Origin of the sequence: Paenibacillus soyae, from assembly GCF_024623455.1 — a bacterium.
Taxonomy (GTDB): Bacteria; Bacillota; Bacilli; order Paenibacillales; family Paenibacillaceae; genus Pristimantibacillus; species Pristimantibacillus soyae.
Genome location: NZ_JANIPJ010000016.1, coordinates 75,237 through 91,668, shown reverse-complemented (window position 1 = coordinate 91,668; position 16,432 = coordinate 75,237). Strand labels below are relative to the sequence as shown.

At 54.5% G+C, this 16,432-nt stretch carries 10 protein-coding genes; all 10 read right to left on the bottom strand.

Features of this window, described 5'->3' with window-relative positions:
* Window positions 1-12: 12 nt before the first annotated feature.
* Window positions 13-1,368 carry a glycoside hydrolase family 28 protein gene (locus NQZ67_RS20720; RefSeq protein WP_257449617.1) on the bottom strand — a complete coding sequence of 452 codons (1,356 nt, stop codon included), beginning with the start codon at window positions 1,366-1,368 and terminating at the stop codon, window positions 13-15.
* Between the two features lie 177 nt (window positions 1,369-1,545).
* Window positions 1,546-2,271, bottom strand: a complete 726-nt coding sequence (locus NQZ67_RS20715; RefSeq protein ID WP_257449613.1) for a 3-ketoacyl-ACP reductase — start codon at window positions 2,269-2,271, stop codon at window positions 1,546-1,548.
* A gap of 27 nt (window positions 2,272-2,298) precedes the next feature.
* Entirely contained in the window at window positions 2,299-3,324 is a 1,026-nt protein-coding gene (locus NQZ67_RS20710; RefSeq protein ID WP_306812983.1) for a LacI family DNA-binding transcriptional regulator, read from the bottom strand.
* Between the two features lie 140 nt (window positions 3,325-3,464).
* Window positions 3,465-5,156, bottom strand: a complete 1,692-nt coding sequence (locus tag NQZ67_RS20705; RefSeq protein ID WP_257449612.1) for an ABC transporter substrate-binding protein — start codon at window positions 5,154-5,156, stop codon at window positions 3,465-3,467.
* Between the two features lie 56 nt (window positions 5,157-5,212).
* Window positions 5,213-6,103 (bottom strand): carbohydrate ABC transporter permease, encoded by an 891-nt coding sequence (locus tag NQZ67_RS20700; RefSeq protein ID WP_371825337.1) that lies wholly within the window; start codon window positions 6,101-6,103, stop codon window positions 5,213-5,215.
* Between the two features lie 15 nt (window positions 6,104-6,118).
* Complete coding sequence (locus NQZ67_RS20695) at window positions 6,119-7,009, bottom strand: ABC transporter permease (RefSeq protein ID WP_257449609.1); 891 nt, start codon at window positions 7,007-7,009, stop codon at window positions 6,119-6,121.
* A gap of 179 nt (window positions 7,010-7,188) precedes the next feature.
* On the bottom strand, window positions 7,189-8,739 hold the full coding sequence (locus tag NQZ67_RS20690; RefSeq protein ID WP_257449607.1) for a response regulator transcription factor: 1,551 nt from the start codon (window positions 8,737-8,739) through the stop codon (window positions 7,189-7,191).
* Window positions 8,732-10,513 carry a cache domain-containing sensor histidine kinase gene (locus NQZ67_RS20685; protein ID WP_257449605.1) on the bottom strand — a complete coding sequence of 594 codons (1,782 nt, stop codon included), beginning with the start codon at window positions 10,511-10,513 and terminating at the stop codon, window positions 8,732-8,734. The genes NQZ67_RS20690 and NQZ67_RS20685 overlap by 8 nt, the downstream gene beginning before the upstream one ends.
* A gap of 95 nt (window positions 10,514-10,608) precedes the next feature.
* Window positions 10,609-12,771, bottom strand: coding sequence for an alpha-galactosidase (locus NQZ67_RS20680; protein WP_257449603.1), 2,163 nt, complete (start codon window positions 12,769-12,771; stop codon window positions 10,609-10,611).
* Between the two features lie 34 nt (window positions 12,772-12,805).
* The gene (locus tag NQZ67_RS20675) at window positions 12,806-16,390 is read right to left on the bottom strand and encodes a glycosyl hydrolase (RefSeq protein ID WP_257449602.1); all 3,585 of its coding nucleotides are present in this window, start codon (window positions 16,388-16,390) and stop codon (window positions 12,806-12,808) included.
* Between the last annotated feature and the right edge of the window lie 42 nt (window positions 16,391-16,432).

Below are 16,432 nucleotides of genomic sequence, written 5' to 3'. Positions count from 1 at the left end.
CGCGTCCCTCTTTTAACATTCTTTAATATCAACATTCAGCGTCTTACAATTTTCAATCAAGTACGACTCCCTAGTATCTTCGTTCAAAGCGCGAAGTCTCACGCCCTCCAGCTCGAGCCTGTCCACGCCGCGGATATCCATGAACGTAGTGCGGCTCCATGTCGGGTAATAGTTTTCGGACACTTCCTCCGGATGCTCCAGCCGCATATCCCATACCTTCGGATAATGCGCGGGAATGTCCTCCTTGTTCACTCCGCCGATACACGTATAGGTCATGTTCCGAATCGTTAGATCCCGTATCGGATGGCTCTCGCAAGCATCGACCCGTATGCCGTTGAAGGAAGGACTCCCCATCACATCGTCGGTAAAACGGTAATGCGTGCTGCGCATCTCCTCGTCGTCCGTAGCGATAATGTCCGATAACATAATACGCTCCAATTCGCCGATCTCCGGCATCTCATCCAGTCCGATCGAAGAGCCGATGACGTCGAGTCGATTGTTCAGAATAATGAAGATGGGGCGCGTCACATTCCTCATGACGAGACCTTGCGCCGCGATGTCGGAAATTCGGCCGCCTTCCGTGCATTCAATCTTGATCCCTTCCCGCCATACATTCTCGAACGTGCAGTTTTGTATCGTTACATTCGAAATATCGCCTACCGATTTGAGACCGATCCGGACAGCCGCGCAAGTCGACGTGAAATGGCAGTTGCTTATATGCACGTTTTTCATGGGGTAGTCTTTGCTGCTCGCCTGCAAACAAAGATTATCGTCGGTACCCAAAATTTTGCAATTGGAGACAAACACGTTCTGGCATCCGTCATAATCAAGACCGTCTCCGTTATACCTTTTGTCGTTTCGGATGTCCAGACTGTCGCACCAGATGTTTTCGCTGTCCAGGAATGCCGTGGTCCAAGCCGTCGAATTATGCAGTCGCAAGTCCCTCACATGGATATGGCGGCAGCGGAGAAACCGCATCATCATCGGGCGATAAATGCTGCCTTCGTTCGGGAACGCTTCGGCGTTTCCGTTAATTTCGCCTTTACCGACCACCCCGATGTTTGAAGCGTCTTCCGCGTAGATCAGGCATTTGTCCATGTCCTTTTCATTGACGTATCGGTTGTAATGCGTACCTTCCGAGTAGTCCCCGATATCCGGATTGGCAAGCAGCGTCGCGGACGGATTGATTTGCAAATAAACATTGGACTTCAAAAAAATCGTGCCCGATACGAATGTTCCGCCCGCCAAAACGACATAGCCGCCGCCAGCCTCATGACAGGAATCAATCGCGGCTTGAATCGCTGCCGTATCTACCGTCGCGCCGTCTCCCTTTGCCCCATACTCCTTTACATGAAACAGATCCAGCATGTCCTGATTCCCTCCAGCCTCTTCAACTCTGAAATACGTTTATTGTAGGATAGGAATAAGGCGATGAGAACGAGGTTTTTATAGACAAAAAGTCAGTTTTTTAAGAACTTCAATCCGAATCAAAAAAATACCCCTCTCTTCGTCATAGACCAAGAGAGGGGCATGTTCGAAATGCGCTCAGTATGGATTCGTCGCAATGAAGCTCGCCGTTTTCACATAGATGCGCGGATTCAGCTTCAGCTGATTGACGATGACTTCCGCGATGTCTTCCGCCTGCATGAACTTCGAGTCGTTGTTCTCCTTAATAAGATTGAGATCAAGCGCCAGGTCCGTGGCTACGGTGCTAGGGTTCAGGGCCGTTACGCGAATATTGTTACGGCGCACCTCTTGCGCCAGCGATTCCGTTAAACCGATTACCGCAAATTTCGATGCGCTATAAGCGCTGGAGGTTGCCGCCCCGGCGAGTCCGCTTGTGGAAGAAATATTGATGACGTCTCCGCTATTCTTCTCGATCAATTGAGGCAGCACCGCGCGCGTGACATAATAGGTGCCCAGCAGATTCGTATCGATGATCCGTTTCCACTCTTCAGGGTCCATCTCCAATAAAGTGCCGAATGTCGCAATGCCGGCATTATTGATTAGAATGTCAGCCGAGCCTAGCTCGCTTCTCAGAGCTTCAACCGCTGCTTCCGCTTGCTCCTTGGAGGATACATCCGCCGTTGCATAAGCGGCTTTAACGCTCAATCCCTCCAATTCGGCGGCCACTTCCTTCAAAGTCGCTTCATTCCTGGCAATCAAGCCGACGTTAACGCCTTCTTTCGCCAATGCGACTGCCGTCGCTTTCCCAATTCCTCTTGCCGCGCCTGTTACGATTGCTACCTTTGCTTTTAACGATTGCGCCATTACTGTGGTCATCTCCTTTTATTTGCTTTATTCTTGTTTCTCGTACGCGAATTGCTCTCGCAGGATGACATCGCCGTATATGAGCTTTTTCTCGTACGCCGACCCCCTATTCGCCATTCGCCATAGCAATTGGTCCACGGCCCGCATGCCTAGAAGCTCTTTATTCACGTTCACGGTGGCCAGAAGAGGGAGATGGACGAACGTATTGTCAAATCCCGTTATCGCGCAGCTCTGCGGGATACGAATCCCGCGTTTCTCTAGCGCTTCGATTGCGAATTGAGCGTGCGAATCGTTCACGCAAACCAGTACCTCCGGCAACGCCTGCTCCGGAAAATTCTCCATCAGAAGATGCACGTCCTTGGCCTCGGGCCCGATGAGCTCCGGGATGGGCTGATACGGCAGGCCGGCTTGATCCAACACGGTCTTAAAGGCGATATATCGCTCCAAAAAGCTTTGCGCGTCGCTGATATCTCCAAGAAACTGAAGATCCTTATAGCCTTTGCTGATCAGCTTGGCGACGAGATCCCTCATGCATGAAAAGTTATCGGAGAAGATGGTATCGCAACGATATGCCGGATCCTCATGATCGACCATGACGACCGGAATATGCAAGCGCCGCATCTCGAGCAAAATCGCGGTGGATATGGATCCTACCGTAATGATCCCTTGAATCGCATCCGGATTCAACAGCGAGAAAACATGGTCTCTCGAGGGCTCGGTTAGGGTTAGAATATCCACCCCTCTCTCGTTCAGTCGAGCTTTGATGCCGTCAAAGACCGGTCCCCAATACACGGATTCATTGTTTTGGAAACGAACGTTAGGAAACAGCACGACGATGGTCCCATAAATCCTTTGATTGTCGTCGACCGGATCGACCGCGAATTGCTTCGCATCGTCCTTGAAATAGCCCAGCTGCCCAGCTGCGCGGAGAATCATTTCCCTTGTCTTCGCGCTGACTCCGGATTTGCCGGATAATGCTCGCGAAACCGCATATTTGGACACGCCTGTCATATCGGCTATCTCTTGTACGGTGACTCTGCCTTTGATCGCCATTGTCCGAACCCCTTTGTTATGCTAACCGCATTAAATGTTATTTTACAACATAACGTTAGGTTATTGAAGCCTCGCCCACACAACGAGACAAAGAACTGCCCCAAACAGAGCAGTTCTTCATCATTCGTTATATCGGTTGACTACTCGCTGAACATTTCAATCCGTTCGTTCAGCAATCCCTGGAACTGCTCTTCGAGCTCTGGGACGCCGATAGCGGTCAGCTCGGCTTGGAACGAATCCCATAGTCCGTCGAAAGCATCCGGCTTGGCCATAATCATCTCCGGAATCCGCTTTCTAACGACTTCATTCAGCTTCTGCATCGTGATCGCGCCGTCCGAGTCCTGCGGAATGTTGATCTGCCAAGCAGCCCCCCACGGCTTAACCGGGAACTCGTCGACCTTCGGGTAAAGATCCATCCACATGGTTGCGCCGTAATTTTTCAAAACCTCTTTTTCGATATCCGTATATTTCCCGACAATCTGCTCCTTGGAGTCGATCTTGTAGGTCTGACCGGACGAGTCCTGAACCCCCACGCCATATTCAGGGAATGGATACAGGTACGTTCCGATGCCCGTCTTCTTGCCGTATTGAGGATCGGTGAGACGCTTCTGCATTTCTTCCGGCGAAATGACGCGTTTGCCGTCTTCGATCGTGTAGTGCTCCCCTTCGATTCCCCAGTTATTCAGAATCTGGGCTTCTTCCGAGCACAACCAATCCAGGAATTTAATAATGCGAACCGGATCCTCTGCGCTGACCGAAATGCCGACGCCCGTACCGCCGGAGTAGCCCGGACTTTGGAAGTTGCGGTTCTTGAAGGTTTCGTTCAAGACGATCGGATACATGCCATACGTCCGTTCCGGCTTACCTGCCTGCAGAAGCGCTTGTTCGGGCTCGCGGAACTGCCATTCGGAATCAATGAGGCCAAGTACGCGTCCGGACGCGATTTTTGCTTTATATTGATCGTACTTCTGCACGAAGCTGTCCGGATCGATCAAACCGGAATTGAACATATGGTTCAGCCACTGGAAATATTCCTTTTCTTCCGGGCGGGTATAATGGATGACCGGATCCTTGGACTCGTCATCGATGTACCATTCTCCGTCATCCGATCCGCCAGTGGCGAATACGGCCGGGTTGGTCACGGATTGAGCAATTCTCCAATCGTCCGCAAGCAGGGACAAACCGAGCGTAGGCTGGCCATCGATGGTAGGATACTTCTCCATGTAAGCGCGGATCGCGTTCTCGAAATCCTTCACCGTCTTCAGCTCCGGATAACCCAGCTCCTTAACGACTTCATGCTGGAGCATGAAACCGTCGCGCGGCTCCCACTGCACTTCATTGACGCCATAAGTTCCAAGGAAATAGATGGCGGGATCATCCTTGCTCCATTTTAGACGGTTCAAGTAATCCCCGTAAAGCTTCTTGATGTTCGGTCCATGCTCCTCAATGAGAGGCCTCAGATCGATCAGTCCGCCGGCATTGATGATCGTGTTCACGTTATTGTTCGCGAAGATCAAGTCCGGGTACTCGGCGCTTGCGGCCATTAGCGACAACTTCTGCATCGGATCGCCAACCGGGAAGTCGGGCTTCAGGGTGACGCCCGTAAGCTCTTTGATTTTTTGACCGACGGGGCTCTCCATATCTTCCCACTGGGTGTTCGGCTGAGAGCTGAACATCGTAATCGTAATTGGCGATAAGGCGTCTGACGCTTCACCTTCCTCGCTTGCCTTGCTGCCTTCTGTGGCATTCTGATTGTTCCCATCCGAGCAGGCAGATAGGAAGACAAGCGATGCCGCCAGCGGAAGCGCCAACCAATTTCCAAACTTCTTCATGCTGTAACCCTCCGTTTTTTTATATTGTAGCAACAGTTCCCTGTTAGTACCAAAAGTCAGCTCTTCACCGCGCCCAGCGTTAATCCTTTGACGAAATACCGTTGAAGGAAAGGATAAACGACCAGGATGGGCAGCGTGGCTACCATCGTAATGGATGCCCGGATGGATTCCGGCGAAACCTGATTGGCAAATTCGGAGCTGCCGAGTCTGGCCTGCGAGCTGTCGCCGGCCTGCGTGTCCGACAGAATCTTCATCAGCTCGTATTGCAGCGTCGTGAGCTCTTCGTTCGTGCTGTTGTACAGGAACGTATCGAACCAGGAATTCCACTGTCCCACGGCGACGAACAACCCGATGGTCGCAAGCACCGGCTTGCAAAGCGGCAGAATAATTCGGAAGTAAATCGTAAGATCGCTGGCCCCGTCAAGCTTCGCCGATTCCTGCAGGCTGATAGGGAGCCCGTCCACGTAAGAACGGATCACGAATACGTTCCATGCGTTCACGATGCCCGGCAGAATGTAAACCCAGAAGCTGTTAATCAAGCCCAAGTCACGCATCAGCATGTAAGCGGGAATTAGTCCGCCGGAGAAATAAAGCGTCAGGACAAAGAACAAGGAAATCGGCTTGCGCGCGATAAAATCTTTGCGGCTAAGCACGTAAGCCAGCATGGAGCCGCTGAGGATGCCGAGAACCGTACCCAGCACGGTGCGAAGCACCGAGTTTCTGAACGCGGTCAGCAGATCGTTATACATGAAGATCTGCTCGTAATTGTTCCAAGTGAACATCCGCGGCCATACGTAGATTCCGCCCCTAACCGTATCAAGAGAATCGTTGAGGGAAATGGCCAGCAGGTTCAGGAAGGGATAGATCGTGACGATGCCGATCAACAACATGGATCCGTACAGGAAAACGTTGAAGGCCAGGCTCCCCGGTGTCGTGCGATAGTTCATCATAGCAGCCTCCTTCTAAATAACGCTTTCTTTGGTGATGCGCTTGAAGATCCAGTTGGATAAGAGCAGCAGCGTAATCGCGACCATCGAGTTGACGATGCCAAGCGCCGTACCGAACGAGAAGCGTCCCATTCCGATACCGTAATTGAGAATGTAGAGATCGAGCACTTCGGAGTAGTCGAGTACTAGGCTGTTCCCCAGCAAATATTGCTTCTCGAAGCCAATGCTTGTCAGCCATCCGATGGAGAGGATCAGCATAACCATCATCGTCGATCGGATGCCCGGCAGCGTAATATGCCAAATGCGCCGGAACCGGCCGGCTCCGTCAACCGTCGCGGCTTCGTACAGCTCCGGATCTATGCCTGCGATGGCGGCCAGGAAGATGATCGAATTCCAGCCCATCTCCTTCCATAGGTCAGAGAGCGTGACGATCGTCCAGAACCATTCGCCCTTGGCCATGAACTGGATCGGCTTGTCCGTGATGTTGAGCCACATCAACAGCTCATTCACGATCCCGTCCACGGAGAGCATCTTCGTAATAATGCCGGCCGCTACGACCCATGATACGAAGTGCGGAAGATACGAGATGGTCTGGATCGACCGTTTGAAGAAGGCAACCCTGATCTCGTTGAGCAGAATGGCGAACAGGACGGGCACGGTATAACCGGCAATCAATGCCATAAAGCTCATCGCCAGCGTATTCCGAAGCACGAGGTAAAATTGCGGTTCCTGGAATATCGCGATGAAATTTTTGAAGCCAACCCAATCCTGCTCCGCGAAAGAGAGTCCTGGCTTAAAGTTTTGGAACGCCATCGTCCAGCCCCAGAGGGGCAAATAGTTGAACACAAACACCAGCACGACAAATGGAAGCGACATCAAAAACAGATATCGCTGCTCGATTGCCATTCTCCAAAGCGATCGCTTGGATCGGAGGTTTGGCGCGAGCGGTTTTGGTGAACTTTCGATTTTCATCCGGTTAAACGCTCCTTTGTTGATGTAAACGCTACATTTCTAACTATAAAGAAATTGCAGCGTTTTCAATACGAGGCGATCCGGAGGTCCTTCATATAAAAATTAGACATTCGTCATGGTCGAGTGTTCCCTCCCCATCTGTCACGGAATGCGGACGGCGATTCGCCCTCCAGACGTTTGAACTTCGCGTGAAAGTAGTCTACGTTCGCATAGCCTACGGCCTTCGCCACCTCATACACCTTGGCCCCTTGCGCCAGCATCCGTTTAGCCTGTTTCATTCGAAGTTCATCCACATACGCGTTGAACGTTCTCCCCGTCTGGGCTTTGAATAGCTTGCCAAGGTAAGAGCTGTTGTAATGAAAGGCGCGCGCTAAGCTTTCCAAGGTTAAACCCGCTCCGTAATGGTCATTAACATAGTCGAGCAGCTGAGCGAACGTATCGTGCTTCCGCCCTCTTCCCCAGCTCTCCATTAGCCGAAGCAGCTCTTGCTCCGCATAGCCGCAAGCCTCCCGGAGCGTGCAGCATATTTTCAGCTCCTCCACAAACCGATGGAGAGGGAGCGCGTCATTCCGTACGTTCTCGTCGATCGCGGCCAGCCGTCCGACAGTCTCCACGTAGAACGCGGCATATGCGGCCTTGATTCGCGCTTCCTGCCATTTCGATTGAATCGTCGCCTCCTCCAGCCTGCCGATCAATCGTCCGATTGCCGCGTTATCGCCGGCCGCTATTTGCTCCGCGGCCATAGCGGCATAGCTTTCGATGGGGACATCGGTTACGGCCGCCTCGTTCCAACGGGTCAGCGGCACAATCGCGCACCCCGATCTGCCGTGAAGAAATTTATCCTTCATCAGTCGAAAAGCCGACTGGTACGCAAGGTGAATCTCGGATAGCTTCGACGCGGGCTCTCCTTCGGCGACTACGATATCCATGAGGGGCAGCTCCAGCTCTTCATCCGCCAGGCGATCGACCAGCCCGCTAACGTCTGTGTTATCCGTTAGAACCACGAGGCAGGGCTTTACAAAACCGGTGACGCACGGTCCAAGGGGAAGAAGCCGACTTTCAATGGCTTCCTGCACTTCCCTCCACGCGGATAGCGGAGACTCCTCCCGCTCTTCGCCAAGCAGAAATACGCGGTACCGCGGCCATGGTCGTCCATCCGGTGTCATGAACGGGGCCAAGTCCGCCTCCGCCGCCTGCCATGCCGCCGTTTCCACCTCGCAAAGCTGCTGCAGCATGCGTTCAACGCGCAGCGGTACCGCGGCTTGCCACTGCGATCGGCGCCTGTCTCTCTCCTCCCATTCGGCGCGAAGCGTTTTTAACTTCGCTACGAGCTGCGAAGGCTCGATCGGCTTCACTAAGTAGCTTCGAACGCCGAATTCGGTCGCCTTCTGCGCATAGGTGAAATCGGAGTATCCGCTCAGCACGATAAAATCCGTCTGTATCCCGAGCAAGCGGGCTTCCTCGATCAGCTCGATTCCGTCCATGCCCGGCATCTTCAGATCGACGATCGCGATATCCGGCTTCTCGTCGCGGCATAGGGCCAGCCCGTCCAAGCCGTTGTCGCATTCGCCGCAAAGCTCGATATCGAAGCTTGCCCAATCGACAATCGTCCGCAAGCCTTCCCGTATAATCGGTTCATCGTCAATAAGGACTAACTTATACATGAGAGTGCTCTCCCTTCGGAAATGTCAGAATGACCGTTGTGCCATGTCCCGGCCTGCTCGTAATTAGCAGCCCGTATTCCGGACCGTAATGCAGCTTCATTCTCTGATGGACGTTCCTCAGACCAATCCGCTTGCCGGAATCATCCTCCGGATCGTCCAGCGACGCGACGAGCTCACGAAGTTTCCCCGCCTCGATGCCGACGCCATCGTCCTTCACCGCAACCAGCATTTTTTCCGGCTCCATGACGATGCAGACATCGACGAGACCCGGGCCAAGCTTCCGTTCGATTCCGTGTACGATTGCATTCTCGACAATAGGCTGCAGAAGCAGCGGCAGCACCTTGATGCCTTGGACCTCCGCCGGATCCGGAAGACGGTACGCGAGCTTTGCCCCGAAACGGAAGTGCTGAATTCCGAGATACATTCGGGTCAGCTCCAACTCCGATTCGAAAGACACGTCGCCTTGACCCGCTTCCAGATTGTTCCGCAGCAGCGTGCCCAGAGACTTCACGATGTCGGCAATCTCCGCCTCGCCGTTGCAATGCGCCTTCATGCGCACCGTTTCTAGCGCGTTAAACAAGAAGTGGGGATCTACCTGATTCGCCAGCATTTTAAACCGGATTTCTCGCTGCTTCAGCTCCAGCTCATGACGGGATTCGTCCGCCTTGCGGACCTGACTCATCAAATCGTCTATATTCTCGACCATATGATTGAAATGACGGGAGAGCTGACCGATCTCATCTTGTCCCTGGATGAGCGAATAATGCTTGAGATCTCCCCGCGCCACTTTCCGCATGTCCTGACTTAGAACGCTTATCCTCTTGCTCATGGCCGACGAGAAGATCAGAATAAGCGCGCAGGAAGCGAGTAAGCTGGATGCGACAATGGCATACGCAATCAGGCTAACCTTCCTTGCATCCTTCAAGATCGTCTCTTCCGGAACGATGCTAACCATGTGCAGACGGTCAACGCTGGATTCGAATTCGATCGACTCGACCAGCAGCTTAGCCGGCTCTTCCTTTAAGTCTAGATAATCCTGGATGGGCTTTCCGATCCACGTCCTGTCTTTTGCCGCGACGACCTCGCCGCCGTCCGTATAGATCAGCGTTTCGAACGGCTCCTGCTCCAGGATCGCGTACAGGGAGCCTGGTTTCACGCTGATTACGAGCATCCCGATATAGTCCATGTCGAGCTTGAACACCTGTCGCACGAGACTGAGATGCTCCTCCTGTTCTTTGGTCGGATTGGGAACATGCTCCCATACGATGTTCCCGCGCCCCTCGAGTCCTTTGCGAAACCACTCCGAGGCCTCCGTTGCCGAGTCGGTGCGGAAGATCGACCAATTCTCGAGCAGCGTCTCGTTATTGACATACAGTCGGATATCCGCGATATCCTTGTACAGCTCCATATAGGTAGTAAATGAATCATAGCCGCGGTAAGCCTGGAACACCTCGGATTCCGATTCATAGGCATGCGATACGATTTCCATTAACTCCCGGTCGAAAAAAATCGTGTTCGAGACGCCTTCAGGAATCTGCAAGGTTTCTTCGATTTGCCGTTTTATTTTGTTCATATTGTTGGCTGCCTGGTCTACCGCATGGTTCACGGCTTGCTCCCGCAGCGTGTTCGTCAATAGGATTCCGACGACGAGAACCGGAAGGAAAACGACCAATAGATAAGAAAACACCAGTTTTTTTCTCGTGCGGACATTGTTCATATAGGCTGTGAAGGCGTCGCGGATGCGACTCGGAAGTCCCTTGCTTGGCATATGCATGCTATTCCTCTCCCCTTGGTTAAAAACGAGACGAGGATGCCTGCAAAGCATTGGCTTTGCAGGCATCCCCCATTTGCCGAAATGATCCCCTGTTACTAGCGTACTGCTGTCAGCCTAAACCAAGTGCTGGCGTAATCGCCCTCTAGGCGCGGAACGGTCAAGCCCGCATGAAGCAGGCGGTCGCCGCCGAACGTTCCGATCATGCCGTCCGGTCCGTCGATCCGATAAACGAACGACTTGTCGATCCCTTGGAGCCTGAGTATCTCAGGCGCGGGATTCGGCTTGGCAAGGACTCGGAAGAAGAAGACTAACGCTTCCGAACGATCCTCCGTCACGAACATCCAGGCCGTCTCGTTGCCCGCGAACGGGCTGCGGAGCCGGTATAGATCGCCTTTCTGCACGAGGGAACGAATCTCTTTGTACATCTCGACCTGCTTCTTGACCTCGGCTTTCTCCTCATCGCTGAATTTCGTCAGGTCGAGTTCGTAGCCGAAGTTGCCGGACATGGCCACTTCTCCGCGCATTTTGAGCGGCGTCTCCCTGCCGACCTGATGATTCGGCACAGCGGATACATGAGCGCCAATTGTGCTTACCGGGTAGATCAGGCTGGTGCCGTACTGGATCTTCAGCCTCTCCACGGCATCCGTATTATCGCTGGTCCAGGTCTGCGGCATGTAATAAAGCATGCCAGGGTCGAATCGCCCGCCGCCGCTCGCGCAGCTCTCGAACAGAATCTCGGGAAATGCCGAGGTTAACCTCTCCAGCAGCTCGTATAGCCCCAGCACGTACCGGTGCGCGATCTCCTGCTGACGCTCCGCCGGGGCGGCCGCGGATCCTATCTCCGTCAGTCCTCGGTTCATGTCCCACTTCACGTACGCGATTGGAACGTCCGCGAAAATTCGGGCAAGGGACTCGTACAAATAATCCCGCACCTCCTGCCGGGATAGGTCGAGCACCAGCTGCCAGCGCGCTTCCGTCCGTCGACGGCCCGCGACATGCAGGCACCAGTCGGGATGAGCGCGGTACAGCTCGCTGTCCGGCGAGATCATCTCCGGCTCGAACCACAATCCGAACTTCAAGCCGCGCCGGTTAATCCGTTCCGCCAAATCCCGAAGTCCGTCCGGCAGCTTGCGCCGGTCCTCGAACCAGTCGCCGAGCGAGCTGTTGTCGCTGTCGCGCTTGCCGAACCAGCCGTCATCCAGCACGAAAAGCTCGATCCCCAATTCGGCTCCCGCCTCGGCGATCTTCTCGATTTTCTCCGCCGTAAAGCTGAAATACGTCGCTTCCCAATTATTGACGAGTATCGGACGCTCCCGGTCCCGGTGCGCTCCGCGGCAGAGACGCTCCCGATAGAGGCGGTGATAGGCTCGCGACATCCCTCCAAGACCTTCGGCCGAATAGACCAGCACGGCCTCCGGCGTCTGGAACGACTCTCCCGGCTCCAGCATCCACGCGAAATCGAAGGGATTCACGCCTACCGCCAGCCGGACGATTCCGAACGCGTCGACCTCCGCCTCGGCATGAAAGTTGCCGCTGTACACCAGATTCATGGCGTACACTTCGCCATGCTCCTCGTCCGTTCCGGGACTGATAACCGCGGCGAACGGATTATGCTGGTGGCTGCTCATCCCGCGGCGGCTGCCGAGGCTCGTTCCTCCGGGTCCAAGCGGCCTGCGCTGGATATGCGCCTCCCGGGTCCAATGGCCGGCCAGGTAAAGCAGCTCATAGTCGCTTTTGCCGAACAGGTCGACGCTTGCGCTAAGCGCGCGCAGCAGCTTCAGCGAACCGCTGCCGTTGTTCGCGAACCGTGCCGATCGCGTGATCGCTCCGCCCGCGAATATCGTGTATCGCAACCGCACCGATAGGCCCGTATAAGAATCCTCCAGCTCCAGCTCCAGCGTATCCGCCTCGTCGTCCGACTCCGTATACACGGAGGGCAGACCCTCGAGAGCCGGCTTTCCGGCCATGATCTCATACCCCTTATAACGAAGCTCCGTGATCCGGCTTCCGTCCTCGAGCTGCACCTGGTAGGCAGGCGATCGGAAATCGCCGGACCCGTATTGCGGAAATTCTTGAGGCGTCGTATCGAGGAAGGCTTTGTCGGTAAACGGCGCAAGTCCCTCTAGATTTCCGTCCGCCCGAAGCCGTCGCCCCCAATATGCGTGTACGGGGTATCCGTCTATGATTTGAATCACATAACTGGTATCGCCTGCTTGCATATGAAACATCTGTTGCTCTTTATTCACGTAAATGGCCATTTTTTCTGCTCTCCCTTTTGTTGTGTATGAAGATTTAGGCATTAACAAAGCCTACATGCACGAGCAGCCGCTTCATCAGATCAACCGCCTCGGCCCGATTTACCGTTTTTACCGGAGAAATTCGGTTTGCCATTATTCCCTGCATTAGTCCGGCTGCCCATGCTTGGTTTGCCGTTGGTATCGACTCTTCGCCCGCGAATGCGGCGGCCCTAGCGAGAATAAACGCCATCTGTTCCCGCGTGACGGGAGCGTCCGGTTTGAATGTGCCGTCTCCGTACCCCAGCAGAATCCCCGCTTCACGCGCGGCTCCGACTGCTCCAGCGTACCAATGCTCGCTCGCCACGTCGGGGAATTTGGCCGATTCAGGCTTGGGCGTCAGACCAAGCGCTCTAGCGACTAGCGCCGCAAGCTCGGCACGCGTAATCGAGCGGTCCGGCGCAAAACGTTCGTCGTCTATTCCTTGTACGACAAGCTTGCTTGCCATGAATTCGATGATCTCCTTCGCCGGGTGGCCCTCTAGATCGGCAAACGATTTATCGAGCCCAACAACGGTATACATGCTGTTCCCGTTCCGTTTGATCGTAACGATGGTTTTCCCGCCGGCTTCCTCGAATAACGCGGGCACGAAGCTCATACCGCCTGTCGCCGGCTCAAGCACGACCGCCGTCAGCTTGTTGCTTGTCGTTTGAGGAAGCTCGATCGTACGGGAGACATAGGTGCTGCCGAAATCGTTTATTGCAATGGACGCCTCATCCGATTCGGCCGTTAGGCTGAACTCGATCATGTCGCCGATGAATGAAACGCCGGAAATCTTGATCCGGGTTTGAATGGCCTCCGCTTCCCGCTCCCCTATTTTTTCGATTTTGACCGCAATGCGAACCTCCGAGGCTTCCACTCCCATCCGTTTCGCAATGGCGTCGACATCGATCAGATGAATCGGAAGCCGGTACGAGGCCGTATCCGCCTGAATGACGATGGTTATATTCGGCATTATATCCGCTGCAGACGAAAGCGCCGACGCCGGAAGGATCACTTCCGCCGTATCGGTATCGCGGACCTCAATGACGTATTGCTGCTCTTCGGCAGGCAGGCCGCTCAGCTTGCCTAGCTCCTCCGCAAGCCTCGAGCCATCCAACTCGATTCGTCCCTTAACGCCTGCTTGGGCCTGGTTGCCGCCGTGAATCACGCTTCCCCCTGGAGGTGCGGATCCATACAAATCCGACGGAAGCTCGTCGAGCGTCACGACATAATCGTGATGATAAACCTTGTTCAAATGCTCTACTGTATTCGTGTTGCCGTCATTGATGAAGCTCCCGGCCCAGGTGCTGAAGAAGCTCCAGTCGGCGCCGTACGCCTGCAGCAGATCCGGATCCGGAATCGGACCGTTCTCCGCCAGCCCTACGACCTTCTTATCGTCCACCAAGGAGACCAGACCTTCGTACCTCGCGATGCTCGGGTTATAATCGCCGGCCGGATTGTAAATATCGACGCTCGCGATATCGACGACCTCGTCGCCCGGATACCACTCCGGCTTCTCGGAATTCCATACCCATATGAGATTGTTCAGGCCGTGATGGTTGGTTAGCCGGTCATACATCAGATTCCACAGCTGCTTCGTTGCCTCCGGCCCCTTCGCGCCCCACCAGAACCAGCCGCCCTCCGCCTCGTGCAGCGGACGCCAAAGCACGGGTACGCCTGCATTCTGCAGTCGTTTCAGCTGCACGGCTATCGCGTCGATGTCCCGAATGAGAAGCCGGTAATCCTCCGAGTCCTGATTTTGAAGCGCGTATTCTACATCGAAGGTGGTGTGCTCCGTATAGAAGCCTCTCCACCATTCATTGCCGGGCTCGTCGCCGCCGATTCCCTTCGGCGCGTTCCAATGCCAGCAAAGCGCCACGATACCGCCCCGATTGTACCAGTCGATCATCTTCTCCACCTCGTTCGACGTCGCGCCGTTCTCGACTCGCGAAGGGGAATAATCCATTAGGTCGGTAGAAAATAAAGCCGGGTATTTGCCTGTCTGCTGCTTAATCCATTCGACATCCTCGATCGTTTGCTGCCCCGCAATAATCTTATGGCCGTATTGGCTTGCCAGGTAGGACATCAGAGCCTTAGCCCCCGCCGTCGCATTCGGATTCGTCAAGATGCCTGTTACGTCATGGCCAACCTCCTGGGACGCGGCAGTCAGCTTAACATAGTCGATATTGTACCAGCCCCAATTCGGCAAAAACTCGATCGTGTTCTCCCCTTCGCCCATCAGGGCTTTGCCGGCGGAAACCTCAATGAAATTCGCGGTTTCGGAGAACGTAATCTCCGTCGTTTGTCCGTTAACGACCATGCTCGTCTTCTTCTCTCCGTTCGGCGAGCTGTAACCGACGACGATGTCGTACATGCCGGCCGAAGGAGCATTGTATGTTAGAACAAGGGAGCCCGTCTGCTGGAAGGCTGCATATCCCTCGCCGGAATAGCCCGTCCCGGCGCCCCCGATCGATACGCCTCCCGTCATCATGCCGTCCTCCGCCTCCAGCTTGTCGCCAGCGGCATTCGCCGCGGCCGGTTCGACCTTGATATACTCGATGCCATAGTAGCCCCAGCCTCGCGTAATTTTGACCGTATTACTGCCGGCGTTCAGCATCACCTTGCTGACCATCTTCTCCGCGCGCACCGTCCCGGCAGGCGGAGCGTCCAGCATCAACTCTCCCGTTCCCGTGCCATTGACCTGGATTCCGGTTGCTTTGCCGCCATAGCCTTCCGGAATGTAGTAGCCGACGCTGAGCTTATACAACCCCGCCTCTTCGGCGTCCACCGTGAACGTAGCGTTGCCGACCGGCTCGGCAGCGCCCGCATCTTCGGCGAAGAAGTAGGAGATGTAGCCGTCGCCGTCATAAAGCGCATCTTCGTTCTCCTTGACGGGACCTTCTCTCTTCTCGATTCCGTATCCCTCCAGAACAGCGTCCGCATAGCCGACCTTCACACTGTCCGCCGTATCGCCAGGCGGCGTCTCTACCGACGTTCTTGCCTGTAGGCGGACATTGTCCACATAGATGGGGCCTTCGTAGTCCACAAGAGAATTTTTGGCGAGCTTGATCACGAGCTCCTTCTGGGTCGATTCCGCCGGTATCGCCACGGTTTCGGAGATGACTGCATAGGCCTGACCGTTAATGGTCGTTTTCGGGGCTGTCGTTATGTCATGGTTACTCATTCCGAGATCCCTCCACTCCCCATTCATCGCGGCAGCCAGAACGAACGCGCCTCCGAAGGACGAGGGAACATAGACGTCAAAGGATAAGTTCTCGTAGCTTCCCAGCGCTTCAGCCGAATACATCCGGATAGCCGCCTCTTCCCAGCCGGCACCGCTAAAAGCCGTATCGACCCGTAGGGAATACGTATTGCCAGCTTCCGCCAAGTCATCGCTGACCGCAGGCTCCTTGTCTCCGTCGAAGCCTTCTCCCCAGCCTCTCTGCCAGCCTCCGGCAGTTCCGTCTTCAAAATCGATCACCAGATCGGTTTTGGTTTCCGACGCACGAACGACATCGCGATTACCTAACGAACCTAACAGACTGAATAATAATACCATACACATGAATGCAGAAAAAAGACGCTTATCCTTTACAAACACCCCTATCCCTCCTTGGATTTTCGACTCATTGCTCAAAGCCAT

What these genes read in the sequence shown, in the direction of transcription:
- NQZ67_RS20705 (WP_257449612.1), bottom strand. Translation starts at nt 5,156, where the DNA reads ATGAAGAAGTTTGGAAATTGGTTGGCGCTTCCGCTGGCGGCATCGCTT.
- NQZ67_RS20695 (WP_257449609.1), bottom strand. Translation starts at nt 7,009, where the DNA reads ATGGCAATCGAGCAGCGATATCTGTTTTTGATGTCGCTTCCATTTGTC.
- NQZ67_RS20715 (WP_257449613.1), bottom strand. Translation starts at nt 2,271, where the DNA reads ATGGCGCAATCGTTAAAAGCAAAGGTAGCAATCGTAACAGGCGCGGCA.
- NQZ67_RS20720 (WP_257449617.1), bottom strand. Translation starts at nt 1,368, where the DNA reads ATGCTGGATCTGTTTCATGTAAAGGAGTATGGGGCAAAGGGAGACGGC.
- NQZ67_RS20700 (WP_371825337.1), bottom strand. Translation starts at nt 6,103, where the DNA reads ATGAACTATCGCACGACACCGGGGAGCCTGGCCTTCAACGTTTTCCTG.
- NQZ67_RS20710 (WP_306812983.1), bottom strand. Translation starts at nt 3,324, where the DNA reads ATGGCGATCAAAGGCAGAGTCACCGTACAAGAGATAGCCGATATGACA.
- NQZ67_RS20690 (WP_257449607.1), bottom strand. Translation starts at nt 8,739, where the DNA reads ATGTATAAGTTAGTCCTTATTGACGATGAACCGATTATACGGGAAGGC.
- NQZ67_RS20680 (WP_257449603.1), bottom strand. Translation starts at nt 12,771, where the DNA reads ATGGCCATTTACGTGAATAAAGAGCAACAGATGTTTCATATGCAAGCA.
- NQZ67_RS20685 (WP_257449605.1), bottom strand. Translation starts at nt 10,513, where the DNA reads ATGCATATGCCAAGCAAGGGACTTCCGAGTCGCATCCGCGACGCCTTC.